Source organism: Enterococcus sp. AZ149 (assembly GCF_051714285.1).
In the GTDB taxonomy this organism is placed as follows: Bacteria; Bacillota; Bacilli; order Lactobacillales; family Enterococcaceae; genus Enterococcus_D; species Enterococcus_D entomosocium.
The window spans coordinates 2009213-2023600 of record NZ_JBIORO010000001.1 but is presented as its reverse complement, the minus strand read 5'-3'; the positions used below and the strand labels follow the sequence as shown (position 1 = coordinate 2023600).

Annotated in this window: 11 protein-coding genes and 1 pseudogene; 11 read left to right on the top strand and 1 reads right to left on the bottom strand. The window is 41.6% G+C overall.

Annotated features, from left to right (window positions below):
- Positions 1-223 precede the first annotated feature (223 nt).
- The 4 genes from tyrS (at position 224) to IGI94_RS09450 (ending at position 3882) form a co-directional block, all read left to right on the top strand.
- The gene (gene tyrS, locus IGI94_RS09465; RefSeq protein WP_008378466.1) at positions 224-1486 is read left to right on the top strand and encodes a tyrosine--tRNA ligase; all 1263 of its coding nucleotides are present in this window, start codon (positions 224-226) and stop codon (positions 1484-1486) included.
- A gap of 70 nt (positions 1487-1556) precedes the next feature.
- Positions 1557-2468 carry an AEC family transporter gene (locus IGI94_RS09460; RefSeq protein ID WP_016612232.1) on the top strand — a complete coding sequence of 304 codons (912 nt, stop codon included), beginning with the start codon at positions 1557-1559 and terminating at the stop codon, positions 2466-2468.
- A gap of 88 nt (positions 2469-2556) precedes the next feature.
- Positions 2557-3450 carry a deoxyribonuclease IV gene (locus IGI94_RS09455; RefSeq protein ID WP_005225802.1) on the top strand — a complete coding sequence of 298 codons (894 nt, stop codon included), beginning with the start codon at positions 2557-2559 and terminating at the stop codon, positions 3448-3450.
- A 45-nt stretch (positions 3451-3495) separates the two neighbouring features.
- Positions 3496-3882 carry a cytidine deaminase family protein gene (locus tag IGI94_RS09450; protein ID WP_086332454.1) on the top strand — a complete coding sequence of 129 codons (387 nt, stop codon included), beginning with the start codon at positions 3496-3498 and terminating at the stop codon, positions 3880-3882.
- Between the two features lie 140 nt (positions 3883-4022).
- Here IGI94_RS09450 and IGI94_RS09445 read toward each other — a convergent pair whose 3' ends face one another.
- The gene (locus tag IGI94_RS09445) at positions 4023-4640 is read right to left on the bottom strand and encodes an FMN-dependent NADH-azoreductase (RefSeq protein ID WP_005225804.1); all 618 of its coding nucleotides are present in this window, start codon (positions 4638-4640) and stop codon (positions 4023-4025) included.
- A 162-nt stretch (positions 4641-4802) separates the two neighbouring features.
- On the opposite strand from IGI94_RS09445, the gene IGI94_RS09440 reads away from it, so the two are divergent.
- From IGI94_RS09440 to IGI94_RS09410, 7 genes and pseudogenes are all read left to right on the top strand, one after another.
- On the top strand, positions 4803-5498 hold the full coding sequence (locus tag IGI94_RS09440) for a response regulator transcription factor (protein WP_008378457.1): 696 nt from the start codon (positions 4803-4805) through the stop codon (positions 5496-5498).
- Positions 5495-6442: a sensor histidine kinase gene (locus tag IGI94_RS09435; protein WP_086332453.1), complete on the top strand. Its 948-nt coding sequence runs from the start codon at positions 5495-5497 to the stop codon at positions 6440-6442. The genes IGI94_RS09440 and IGI94_RS09435 overlap by 4 nt, the downstream gene beginning before the upstream one ends.
- Before the next feature lie 89 nt (positions 6443-6531).
- On the top strand, positions 6532-7308 hold the full coding sequence (locus tag IGI94_RS09430; RefSeq protein ID WP_008378452.1) for an ABC transporter ATP-binding protein: 777 nt from the start codon (positions 6532-6534) through the stop codon (positions 7306-7308).
- Positions 7280-9370, top strand: coding sequence for an ABC transporter permease (locus tag IGI94_RS09425; RefSeq protein WP_429946699.1), 2091 nt, complete (start codon positions 7280-7282; stop codon positions 9368-9370). Before IGI94_RS09430 ends, IGI94_RS09425 begins: the two co-directional genes overlap by 29 nt.
- Before the next feature lie 265 nt (positions 9371-9635).
- Positions 9636-11294 (top strand): annotated as a pseudogene (locus tag IGI94_RS09420) (Ig-like domain-containing protein).
- A gap of 182 nt (positions 11295-11476) precedes the next feature.
- On the top strand, positions 11477-12526 hold the full coding sequence (locus IGI94_RS09415) for an LPXTG cell wall anchor domain-containing protein (protein WP_005235425.1): 1050 nt from the start codon (positions 11477-11479) through the stop codon (positions 12524-12526).
- 298 nt (positions 12527-12824) lie between these two features.
- Entirely contained in the window at positions 12825-14348 is a 1524-nt protein-coding gene (locus tag IGI94_RS09410; RefSeq protein ID WP_086333088.1) for a helix-turn-helix domain-containing protein, read from the top strand.
- Positions 14349-14388 lie beyond the last annotated feature (40 nt).

Genomic DNA, 14388 nt, shown 5'->3' with positions numbered 1-14388 from the left:
TTATAGCAAAAAACAAGGCGCTTGGGTAGCACCCTATCTGTTATCGAAAGAAGTGTGCGAGAAAATGCCAGTTGGTATTTGTATTGAACCAGCGATAATAAGGGAAAACGAACAGATTTGCCTAAAAGTTTCTTTTTTGGTAAAGGACTTTGAGAGAAAGACTTTTCATTGCCCTCTTTTTCAGTTAAGATGAACAATGAAGCAATTATTAGGAGGAGAAAGAATGAGTACAGACTTTTTTGAAGAACTAAAGCAACGCGGATTAGTTCATCAGACCACAGACGAAGCAGCCTTGACCAAACAATTAAATGAAGAGTCTGTGAAACTATATATCGGCTTTGATCCTACCGCAGATAGCCTGCATATTGGTCATTTATTGCCTATTTTGATGTTGCGCCGTTTCCAACAAAACGGACATGTGCCGATCGCATTAGTTGGTGGCGGTACAGGAATGATCGGTGACCCATCCTTTAAAGATCAAGAACGTCAATTAAACACATTAGATACCGTTTTGGAATGGTCACAAAGTATCAAAAGCCAATTATCTCGCTTTATTGATTTTGATGACCAAGAAAATCCTGCCATCATTGCCAATAACTATGAATGGTTAGGGGAATTGAAACTGATTGATTTCTTACGGGACACGGGGAAAAACTTTACCATCAACTACATGATGAGCAAAGAAAGTGTCAAACGTCGGATCGAAACAGGAATTTCCTACACGGAATTTGCATACCAGCTTTTACAAGCCTATGACTTTTTGAACCTTTACGACAACCACGGTTGCTTGTTGCAATTAGGTGGTAGCGATCAATGGGGGAATATCACTTCTGGAATCGAATTATTGCGTCGTGAGCGTGAAGTCCAAGGGTTCGGTTTGACTATGCCATTGATCACAAAAGCAGATGGAACGAAATTTGGGAAAACAGAAGGCAATGCGGTTTGGCTAGATGCCAAGAAAACAACGCCTTACGAGTTCTACCAATTCTGGATCAATACGGATGATCGTGATGCAGTCAAATTCTTGAAATATTTCACCTTCTTATCATTAGAAGAAATCGCTGCGATCGAAGCTGAATTTAACGCTGCACCAGAATCTCGAGCAGCACAAAAAGCTTTGGCAAAAGAAGTCACTACTTTGGTTCATGGGGCAGAGGCTTATGAACAAGCCGTACGCATCTCAGCAAGTTTATTCAGCGGCAATATCAAAGAATTGAACGCTGAAGAGATCGAACAAGGCTTTAAAGGGGTTCCTAGTCATCAGGTAACAGCGGATGATTCTTTGAACATCGTTGAAGTGTTGACGACTGCTAAAATCGAACCATCAAAACGTCAAGCAAGAGAAGACGTACAAAATGGGGCCATCTACATCAATGGGGAACGCGTCCAAGACCTAACGTACGAGATCCAAGCAAGTGATCGGATCGGTGGAAAATACGTCGTGATTCGTCGTGGCAAGAAAAAATATTTCTTATTAACATTTTAATCGCAAAAAGCGAACCGACCTGTTGGTTCGCTTTTTTTCAAATTTTTGTAGAGGAAGGGTCTTTGTTGGAATGGGAAATATAGTGTTGAATGCCGCCGGTTTATTTGCCATGATCTTCTTAGGGTATTTTCTTAAACGGCTAAATGTCCTTTCAAAAGCGGATGGCTCGATCTTATCCAAAATTATTTTGAATGTGACGTTACCGGCAGCAATCATTTTGAATTTAGCTTCAATGCAAGTACAAGTCAGTGCGCTTAGTTTGATTGTGATCGCTTTGATCATTACGATCGTCCAGATCCTCTTCGCATTTTTCTTGACCAAAAAAGAATCGAACACGCTGCAACAGTTTGCTATGTACTGCGGGTCAGGATTTAATATCGGCAATTTTGCAATTCCTTTTGCCCAAAGTTTTTATCCTTTAGGGATTCCACTGATTTCGCTGTTTGATATGGGGAACAGTATCATGTTGGCAGGGGGAACGACGATTTTCATCGAGTTCTTGATTGGAAAGCGGACGACGTTTGAACCAGGAAAAATCTTTTTGAATCTCCTGCGCTCGCCAACATTTACCATTTATCTAGTGATGCTGATTATCCGCAGTGCGGATTGGAGGATTCCCGAGTCAGCCTTGGCGCTCGTTCAGCCAATCGGGATCGCAAATACGTTTCTGTCCATGTTTATGATTGGCTTATTTTTGGATTTCCGCTTACCGAAGCACACTACGCCAACGGTAATCAAAATTTTAAGCTTACGCTACGGACTGGCTTTCGTGCTGTTCGCGGCTTTCTATGTTTTACCGATCCCAGTTTTATTAAAACCAGTACTTTGTTTGTTAGTGTTTGCTCCGATCCCTTTATTTGGGGTCATTAATTCCGTGATTGCTGGGATGGAGGAAGAGGCGGTGGGATTTGTTTCTTCCATTAGCTTTTTGATAAGTATGCCGCTAATGACGGGTGTCCTGATGTTATTTGGACTCGCTTGATAAAAAAATACGGCAATGAGCAAAATAATCGCTTTACAAGGTGCTTTTATCGATAATAGAGAAGACTAGATTTAGGAGGAAAAGAAAAATGTTGATTGGTTCACACGTTTCAATGAGCGGCAAAAAAATGCTTTTAGGAGCAGCAGAAGAGGCGGCTAGCTATCAAGCTACTACGTTTATGATCTATACCGGAGCTCCGCAAAACACGCGGCGCAAACCGATCGAAGAGATGCAGATCGCAGCTGGACAAGATTTTATGACGGAAAAGGGAATTTCGAATATCGTTGTCCATGCCCCTTACATCATTAATTTAGGTAATACCATCAAACCAGAAAACTTTGGCTTTGCCGTTTCGTTCTTACAAGAAGAAATCCAACGAGCCCAAGCTTTAGGTGCAACTCAAATCACGTTGCACCCCGGTGCCCATGTCGGTGCAGGACCCGAAGCTGGGATCAAGCAGATCATTAAAGGCTTGAACGAGGTCCTTGAAAAAAATCAAACCGCCCAGATCGCATTAGAAACAATGGCAGGTAAAGGCACCGAGATTGGTCGCAGCTTTGAAGAATTGGCAGCAATTATCGATGGCGTTACCTTAAATGAAAAATTATCCGTTACACTAGATACTTGTCACACGAATGATGCTGGCTACAATGTCAAAGAAGACTTTGACGGCGTGTTAAACGAGTTTGACAAAATCATCGGGTTGGATCGCTTGAAGGTCATCCATGTCAATGATTCAAAAAATCCACAGGGCAGCCACAAAGACCGACATGCGAATATTGGTTTTGGCACGATCGGCTTTGAAGCCTTGAATAAGATCGTTCATCATGAGCAATTATCAGCGTTACCGAAAATTTTGGAAACACCCTATGTTGGCGAAGACAAAAAGAATAAAAAAGCCCCTTATGGCTATGAAATCGCGATGCTGCGGGAAAAGACCTTTGATCCTGAGCTATTGACGAAAATCATGGCGGGTGCTTAAACGGTTCATTTAACCATGAGCCAGCTTATTATTGGAGGAAGAAAAATGGACTTTCAGTTGCTGATCGATGCCGCGAAACAAAAACTGGGATTCAGACAGCTCTCTCAATTTGCAGAAGCAGGGAGTGTTGCGGCAGCTCTGACTACTGCAGATGGACAGATTTATACAGGGATCTGTATCGATACCAGCTGTTCCATGGGTTTTTGCGCCGAACAGGCTGCGGCTGCGCAAATGATCACCGATGGGCAGCAGCGGGTGTTACAGATGGTTGCAATCAATTCGGCAGGTGAGCCGATCCCACCTTGTGGTCGTTGCCGTGAATTCATCAGCCAGCTGGATCCTGCCAACCACAACACGCAGGTCATGATCGCAGCAGGAAAAATCATGACGATAGAAGAGCTGTTGCCTTTTGATTGGAAAGCATCAAAATAAAAAGAGATTTAGCCCCTTAGACCGCTCTGTTCTAAGGGGCATCTTTGTTTTATCGATCCAATGGACGATCAACATGTTTAGATAAAAAAACTCCTCAACCAGCAATAGTGCTTTGTTGAGGAGTTGATCGATAGCAATGATTAGAATTTTTTCGCAGCTGCTGCTACGCGTTCTAAACCTTCAGCAATGATTTCTGCTGTTTTAGAAGGATCTGCATTGTGACCTTCGATGATTACTTCTTCTGTGATGTTCATGCCGAACATACCACCGAAAACTTTTTCCATAAAGGTTACAGCGTTTTCCATTGCGCTCATTTCGCCTGAGTAAACACCACCACGGGCATTCAATAGAACGATTTCTTTGTCTTTCAACAATTGGTTCATTGAACCATCTTCGTTATAAGAGAAAGTAAAGCCAGCTTGGAAGATATAGTCGATGAATGTGTGCAAAGCTGCTGGGATCGTTAGGTTCCACATTGGGAAAGCGAAAACGATGGTATCTGCTGCTGCGAATTTGTTCATCACGTCTTGACGGACAGTCATCAATTCTTGTTCTTCTTGGTTTAATTCTTGTTCTTGTGAAAGTTTGCCAAATGCTTCAAATAACGTTTGACCGATATAAGGCATTGGTTGTGCGTACACATCAAAGGTTACAACGTCCACATTGTTCGTATCAAGATTTTCAACGAACGTATCAAACATTTTTGCAGATACTCCATCAGGACGGTTATTGGCTTTAACAACTAAAATATTTTTCATTTTTTTCCACCTTTACTTTAAGTAAGTTTTAATCACAAAACGTAGTATACTATAAAATAATTTTGCTTACAATAAATAAGTGTACTTTTTTTAAAAAAGCTGGAATTTTGCAGTATTTTTCACGTAGTTTTGGTAAACTTTAGAGAAAACAGGAGGGGTTCTATGAAAATATTCGTGGTCGAAGATGACAAATCGTTAGTCAAAATGATGGAAAATCAATTATCCCGCTATGCGTATCAAACCTTTGTTCCAGAAAATTTCGCTGCGGTTTTAGCTGAATTTTTGCTGATCCAACCTGATTTGGTTTTGTTAGATGTCAATCTGCCTTATTATGATGGGTTTTATTGGTGCCAAAAAATCAGGGAACATTCATTGGTTCCAATTCTCTTCATCTCCGCACGTGACGGCAATATGGACCAAGTGATGGCATTAGAATACGGTGCTGATGATTATCTGGTCAAACCTTTTTCTTATGACTTGCTGCTGGCTAAAGTGAAGAGCCATATTCGCAGAGTCTATGGGGATTATGCACAGTCTGATCGGGCGAGAAGCTTGAAAGCTGGCGAATTGACCTATTATCCGGAAGCGTTGAAGATGGTCTATCGTGAAGCCAGTGAATGGCTGACTGTTCGAGAAGGAGAATTATTGACCCTTTTAATGTCAGCGCACCCAGAAATGGTCAAACGGGAACGGATTTTAAATCTATTATGGGATGATGAGCGTTTTGTTGATGACAATACGCTTTCTGTCAATGTTGGCCGTTTGCGAAAAAAATTGGCGGCAATGGGCATCAATGATCCGATCCAAACGATTCGCGGAAAGGGTTACGCCTTATCGGTAGTAGGTACAGAAGAATGAGAGCATATGTAAGTGTTCATTTACCTAAACTACTCGTTACCTTCCTAGCCATTTCATTGTTCGTTTTAGTGATTTGGTTGGATGGCTATCGAAATTACCTCGTGATTGGTTATGGTCTGCTTCTATTCGGGCTGTTCATTGTTCTTGTTTATTTGGCAGATTACCTTTCCAATACTACGTTTTATCATTATATCAAGCATGGAAGAGCGACACACCGAAGCAATGGCTACCTTTCCAGGCAATGGCGCAAGCAGTTCGATGGACAAGAGCAGCATGAGCAAGAGCGGCTGACAGAATTAGATCAGCACCATCAAAATCATATTCGTTTCATGAATATCTGGGTTCATCAAATGAAAACACCTGTCTCAGTTTTGGCGCTAATGGCTGAAAGTGAAGAAGTCGATAGCTATGATCTTTTGGCTGAAACAGATCGCTTAAAAAGTGGCTTGGCGACTGCGCTGAATTTTGTGCGCTTGGAAGATTTCACGGAGGACTTCGTTATCGAGTCAGCCTCACTGTTGGAATTGTTAAAACACAGTATCGGTGACCAGAAGCGGAATTTCATTCGCAGTGAAGTCTATCCGAAGCTGATGAGTGAAGCAGATATCACGGTGACAACAGATAAAAAATGGCTAGGTATTTTGCTCTTTCAGCTCATCAGCAACGCCGTCAAGTACTCAAAGCCAGACAGTAAGGTCTATTTTGAGATCGATCCTTTTTCTAGAAAATTGACGATCTCAGATGAAGGGTGCGGAATTGCAGAAGCGGATCTGCCAAGGGTTTTTCGCCCCTTTTATACAGGTCAGAATGGTCGGCAAACAGGCGAGGCAACTGGAATCGGACTTTACTTAGTCGAAACGATCAGCAAGCAATTGGATATCGATATCGCTTTGGTCTCTAAGGAGAATCTAGGCACGACGGTTACATTAACGTTTCGGACGTAAAGACTTTCTTACAATTTTGTAAGCTTTCTATCATGAAATCGATAACTGATTGCGGTGCCGCCTGCTAAACTGGTAGCAAAGGAGTGAAGATGATGGCTTTACTAGAATTGAAAAATGTATCGAAAACCTATACAGGGGAAGTGTCTGTTGAGGTTTTACAGCAAATCGATCTCAAAGTGCCAGAAGGAGAATTTATCAGCATTATGGGTCCATCTGGCAGTGGCAAGACCACCATGCTGAATTTGGTGGCAACATTGGATAAACCGACTTCAGGTTCGGTGATCATCAAGGGCGAGCAGCCCCTAGAATTATCTAAGCAAAAACTCGCGGAGTTTCGTCGTCGGCAACTAGGTTTTGTTTTTCAAAACTACAATTTACTTTCGCCATTGAGCGTGCTTGAGAATGTGATTTTACCACTGACATTGGATCGGGTGCCGGTTCTTGAGATGAAAGAACGTTCGGAACAGCTATTACGTGAGCTTGGGATCTATGAGAAAAAAGACAAACGCATCTATCAGCTTTCCGGTGGAGAGCAGCAGAGAGTTGCGATTGCTAGAGCTTTGATCCATCAACCGGAATTGCTTTTAGCAGATGAACCGACGGGCAATCTTGATTCAAAGGCAGCACGAGATGTCATGGAAATACTAAGTCAGATGAACAAGCAACTTAAGGTCACCACCATGATGGTCACCCATGATCCTTATTCTGCCAGCTTTTCTGATCGGGTCGTTTTCATCAAAGATGGAAAGCTGTATAACGAAGTCTATCGCGGGGCTGATCAACAGCAATTTTATCAAAAAATTCTTGAAGTCCTAGCACATTTAGGAGGTCGCCGTCATGAATTTCAGACAGTTGATCATTCGTAATCTGCGGGGGAATTTTCGAACCTATGCGGCCTACTTCGTCAGTAGCGCCTTTGCGGCGATGGTGTTTTATATCTTTAGTCTTTTGCTCTTTCATCCGCAATTGGAAGAAAATTTGTCCAATAGCGGTACACTTTCAGAATTGGCGAAGGTCGGTCTATCCGTCGCACTTGTGGTGATCGCTTTACTGTCGCTGTTGTTTTTATGGTATACATTTGTGGTCTTTTTAAAACGACGCAAACGTGATCTGGCAATCTACTTGATTTTGGGGATCGAAGAAAAAGATCTGCGAAAGATTTTGTTTGTCGAAAATGCCCTTTTAGGAACCTGTGCCACAGTGACCGGTATTGGGTTAGGGATTTTATTGACGAAATTATTGCTGCTGATTGCGCAAAATGTCATGTATCTAACAGAAGGACTGAAATTTATGGTTCCTATGGAAGGTTTAGGATTGACCTTTGGGATCTATGTCTTTATTTTTCTCTTGATCTCCTTTTTCAGTACCCGCGCCTTGCAAGGAGAACAGATCATCTCATTGATCAAGGAAAATGAAAAGCCACGTCCTGAACCAAAAAGCCATTGGGCATTGGCTTTTTCAGGAATTGTGCTGTTACTAATTGGCTATGGATCGGTCTTTTATTTTAGCTACCAAACGTACTCGATGCTGCCGCTTATGCTAGGAGTCTTGTTGACTGTTGCGGGCACGATTTTGTCATTCCATCAGTTCAGCGTATTTCTATTGAAACGATTAAAGAAACGCCCGACCTTCTTACGAGGGACTCGGATGCTGACTATCAGCGAATGGATTTTTCGCATGCGAGACAATGCGGCGATGTATAGTCTGATTGCTATTAGTACCTCCGTGGCATTCGTTGGGATTTCCGTGATGCTGGCGATTGGCAGTTCTTCTTTTTCTTCGATCCAAGGAATTAGTGTAGCCTATGTATTTCCGTGGTCTGGGCCAGAAGACCTCGATCATACCGAGGGAAAAGTAAACGAAATTAAAACTGCTATAGAAGAAAAAGGGTATGCGCCTGTAACGGATAGTGTTTCCTTACTATGGGCATATGCGAATCTTGATGAATCTGCAGTTACGAATGATTCATTCTATACGACGAATGGCTTTTCAATTATGCGAGAAAGCGACTATCAGAAAATGATGAAACAAATTGGTGAGGAAGCTGATTCTGTTGCAGATAATCAAATAATGACACTTAGTGCTAATTATTCACGTCGAAAACAGCTTCTAGAAGTCCCTGAGAACGAACGTACAAGTATCTATCCAATCGAATTGGGATCAGAGACCGGTATAAAAAAAGATGTTACGATTGTCCACAGTCCCTCAATGCTTTCTCTGGATTACTTTGGACTGTCAGTTGTGACAGATAAAACCTTTGAGGAGTGGCAAGCCCTCTTGCAAAAATCCACCGACGATATGGAATCTGGTTTTATTTGGTTAGACTATCCAGAATGGGCTGAAACACCTGAATTGGTATCTGATTTCAATGGGGATTTAGATAAAGAAAATGCCTTGATCGATCAGCAATACGAAGAGCTCAGTCAGGAGTTTGAAGCCAAAGGTGACTATACGGATGAAGAGTGGTCAGAAGCGGCAAAAGACATTCCGATGCGTACGTCTTATACCTCGAAATACCAAGTTTTCCAAGAAAATCGTCAGGGAAATGGCATCATTTTAATGATCACGGTATTACTGGGTTCGGTTTTCTTTATTTTCTCCGCTTCGATTATCTATTTCCGTTTATTTGCAGATTTAGATAAAGATGGGGCGTACCATCGTTCCTTGCATATTTTAGGTGTGTCGCCGAAGGAGCGGCACAAAGTTCTGCGACGCCAGCTGCAAGTAATGTACTTCTTGCCAACAGTCGTTGCAATGATCCATTTCGCGGTAGCGATGACCGCTTTGCGTATCTTAGTAGAATTGCCTGTTTGGCAATACTACGGTGTGATCGCTAGTCTCTTTTTGATTTTTCAAATCGTTTTTTACTTGATTTGTCAATATCGATACTTCCAGCAAATTGATAGGATCGCCGATCCTACAGAGTAATTTATTCTTCAAGCCAAATCTCTTTCAGTTTGTACTGATTGGGATTTGGCTTTTTATTAGCTAGTTTGTCTAAATTTCTATCCATGAAGCCTTTTAATTGTGCAAATCATTGAAAAGCAGATAAAATTAAGTAACGCTCATTTTGTCAAACAAACGAAGAGACACTGTTAGAACACGACAACTGTCAGATGCAAAATTCATTTCGAGTACAGTGAAGGCTGCGGTCGATGGATTTAGGGAAGCACTTATTTGAGGGAGGAGACCAATGATCACACGACTTGGAAAAGCATTTGCAGTCTTACTGTTGCTGATTCCTTTATTTGCTGGTATCCGGATTGTTTATGGGGAAACCGATGTGGGTGCCAACCTGATCACAAATGTATCGATCGTTAATTGCCGCAACGAGGTCATCACAAGTATTGAAAAGGATGATTCCTTCAAAATAGATATGACCTGGAGTTTGGAGGATTTAGGAGATTTAAAAGCCGGTGACAAAGCGACTGTCACCTTGCCAGTTGAGATTGAAGGCGTCAATAATACGTATGCTTTATACGATGAAAATAACAACTTAGTGGTCAATGTTACCCAAGTTGGCAATCAGCTGACCTTTGTTTTCACGGAATTTGTCGAACAAAATACCAATGTACACGGGGACTTTTATTTTTGAACAAAGTTCAGCGATGAAGTGACAGAGAACCAAATCAACAACATCAACTTCGAAACAGTAAATGGAACGCAATCGGTGCCTATTTTTATTCAAGCAGTGGATGATACAGGGGAGGGAGCCTTACTCACCAAACAAGGACTGTATTTAGGTACGCAAGAACCCAAACGGATTATTGATTGGCGTGTGTACATCAACTCGTTTGATACAAATCAAGTGACGATCAAAGATGGAACGTTTATTGATATTTTAGGTCCCCATCAGACACTCATCAGTACGACTGCCCGAGTGGTTTACGGCCCCAGCGTTTCCAACCCAACGTATGTTGAGCAAGTACCGATCGTTTTAAATAGTGATGGCTCCTTTGAAATTCCTTTGCGGGATACGGAGGAACGGATCTACATTACCTACAAAACAGAAACGGATGGTTCATTGGAACAATATACCAATCGGGGCATCCTTGATGCCGTGGTCAATGATGTGCCAAGAACAAGCAGTATTACTGGCTATACGCCACGCTATGGTGGCGGTGGTGGCGGAACCGGTGAACCAGGGGAGTCCAGCAGCACGGAACCAAGTAGTGAAAGCAGCACCAGTAGTACTACCGAACCAAGTAGTGGAAGCAGTACCAGCAGTAGCACAGAACCAAGTAGTGAAAGCAGCACCAGTAATAGCACGGAACCAAGTAGTGAAAGCAGCACCAGCAGTAGCACAGAACCAAGTAGTGAAAGCAGCACTAGTAGTACTACCGAACCAAGTAGTGAAAGTAGTACAAGTAGTAGCACGGAACCAAGTAGTGAAAGCAGCACCAGCAGTAGCACAGAACCAAGTAGTGAAAGCAGCACTAGTAGTACTACCGAACCAAGTAGTGAAAGTAGTACAAGTAGTACCACCGAACCAAGTAGTGAAAGCAGTACAAGTAGTAACACGGAACCAAGTAGTGAAAGCAGTACAAGTAGTAACACGGAACCAAGTAGTGAAAGCCGCACTAGTAGTAGTACGGAACCAAGTAGCGACAGTAGCACCAGTGAATCCACCGAAGCAACTAACAGGAGTAGTTCTAGTAATACTGGGGCGGTGTCACCTGAAAATTCATCCTCTGGGATCAATAAGTTATCCAAAACAAATAATTTGCATAATCAATCAGAAAAACAGCACTTTCCTCAAACGAATGAAGTGTCTAATCATTTATGGATTGCAATAGGAATGGTTTTAGCAGGATGCGCATTGAAGTTAGGTTGGAGTAAATTTATCAGGTAGATAGAAACTGAAATTTTGGAGGCAGTTTTATTACTTGGAAGAAAAATTAATAAAGACTTATTTAAAGGAAAGATGCCATTTTATGGCCACTTTCCTTTTTTTTTCGGCGCATGTTTTCTCTGAGATTTTATTATAATTTCTTTATCAAGTTATCTTGAAATATTCATTTAGGAAGTGAGGAAATGAGAAAACTGGTTGGTGTATTAATCACAATACTGCTAATAGGGTTATTGATTCTTGTGTTTGGTTTCGATCATACTTCAGCAAAAGAACGTTCCAGAGGAAATCTGTCGTTTTCTGTACAAACGAACCGAGTGATTTATGACGAAGCCTTGAAAATGATCACGGTTCCGGTACGTCCGAACAAAACACTGACTTCACAAAAGGTTCGTGTCTTACTAACTTATGGTTGGGATGGGAACGGACACAGTGAAAAAGTGATCGGCGAAACAGTTTTAACGAAAGTCGATTGGTTTTCAGGTGTTGAAAACTACTTAAGGATCCATGCGGAGATGGCTATTGATGAGATAAAAAGTATGGATAAAGTTGATTTAGTTGTTATATATGATGGTGAAACAACAATAACTGAAAACCTGAAGCCCGGTCATTGGCAAGTAACCGCGCCGCCAAGCAGTAATGAGAGTACGACAGCTGAGACAAGTAAAAGCTCAAACGAAACGGTAGCAACAAGCGCTTCCTCTAGTAGTATCGAGCCGAAATTTAGCGAGTCTCAATCGACGAGTCCAACGACTTCTGAGGCTGAAATTACCAGTGAAGACATCCAAAGCACACAAAGCACTATCGATATCAGTGATTCGGAAACCGTCAGCACCCAACCAGTCACTAAAAGCGAGCCAAGTCAGACAGAGAGCTGTCAAGAAAACGCAGCGACAGCCATAACGTCTACCGAGAAGGAATCTGCTTCGTCAAAGCATTCAGATTCACAAAAGAAAACCAAAGGATTGCCAGCCAATCAATCCCAGAAAAGTCAGGCGAGCGTTTCATCTAGTGTCCGTACAGAAGAGCACCAAGCGACAACATCTTCTCAAGACAAAAAGGAACAACTTCAACCCACGGAGATAAGCAGTGGCAAGGAGGTCAATGCAGCCGTACTACCGAAAACCGGCAGCAAAACTACCAATCTTCGCTATCTACTCTTTGGTCTAGTAGTGGTTCTGACTGTGTTTCTTTACTGGCTGAAGCGAAAGTTATTTTATGATGAGAAGCTGTAACGAACATACCCAAAAATCATGAGAAAATTGATAACCCACGATTGGAAATTTCTTCCCCAGAATGCACAATCACGTGTTGTTTTGCCGTAATTCATAATTAGTCTGACGATCGTTTTGAGGCGTCAGACTTTTTTTATGAAAATATACAGATAACAAAAGGAAAATTTGTTAAAAGTAATTTGACAGAAAAGAGGGCACAGTGGTACGATCACCAAACATTCACAGCTTACAATTTTGTAAGGTGATAGATTCAAAGCAAAAAACAGCTTTGGCTGACCATACAAGCGAGGGAATTTTCATGTTACACGCACTTTTGGATACCACAGAAAAACAAATTTTTCAGTTTCTAAGTTATTGTTACGAAACGAACAAACCAAAATATACAATTAAAGAGCTTTCTGATGTTTTCAATAGGAGAACGAATAAAATGCAGTCGATCGTGCAACAAGTCGAATGGTTTTGTGCCCGCTATCCTCAGTTTACGTTGATTTATGATGAACAAGAAAAAGAAGTGGTGATTGCTTTTTCTCCACGATTTTTATTGAGTCAAGCATATAATGTATTGTTACAGGGAACCGTTGGGTTTATCTTACTCGATGCACTCTTTCATGGGGACTATCACTCCCTTGAACAACTCAGCCTCAAAACCTTCAGCAGTCTCCGAACGGTCCAACGAAAATTGAAAGAACTAAATCACATTTTGGCGAACTATCATTTGTCCTATAGTCTGAAGAAAGGAGATCCCTTGACAGGTGAGGAATACGCAATCCGCTATTTTTATCATTTAACCTATTGGCAGATTTTCGATGAGAAGCACTCACAGGTCGTGGCATCGATCAAGGATAAAGAAAGCGTTATGGCTTTGTTTGAAACTCATGCTTCTTATATGAGAAAAATCGATATCGATAAGTTTCTTAATCTATTCGCTATCTCCCTGCAAAGAATTCATCAAAAGCATCCAATCACTTTTTTACCAGAGGAAGTAAGTACCTTTGAACATCCACTGATTGAAAGGAATCAGTTTTTTGAGGTCTTTTTAAAGCCATTATTCAACGGCAATCACCTTTCTCTAACTGAAATCTCGGAGCCTGAATGCAGCTTCTTGTATTTTATGTTTGGCGTAATGAACACCTATCTTGAAGAGGATCTTTGCGAGGCGGAACTCTCGTGGTTGACCCAACCCAAGTATCAGCCAGAAGTATTACTTGTTGAACAACTAGCCCAGTGTTTTCGTCTGAGGTTTACCGATGCTGAAAAAAACTATTTACTAGTTAATTTCGTAATGATCCATTCTGCTTCCAACCTTTTTGGTACCCGACAAAAAAGTGATAGTTTTGGTAAACCGACCGACAAGCAAGAGCTACAAGCGGCTTTCCCAGTGCTTTATCCGACCGTGAAACGATTTTTTGAGGAAGCGACTGTTTCTTTACCTGATTTGCGTGCATTGCTGCAAAAGAATGACCGATTGATTTTCCAATACTGTATGTTATTGAGAGTTATTTTTATCAAATATGAACAGCCAGTCACTTTCTCGATCCATTCGAAATACGGAAAAACGCAAGAACTTTGGATGAAGAACCGACTATTGAATGCAACGCATCGAGCGATGGCGCATCTTTCACTTACTCAAAAACCAGATTTGGTCATCAGTGATTATCCGATTCATCAAGAATTTTCTGAGGAAGAACAGCCCTATATCTTTTATTGGAACGGTCAACCAAGCGCAAAGGAGTGGAAACAACTTAAACAAACGATCAAACAGATCAGAAGTGCCAAGAACAAGGCAGCTTTTGAAAAGCTCGTTTTTGCCCAATCGATTTGATCGTACCATGTAAATAATCAGCCGCGTGGGTTGGCTGAGC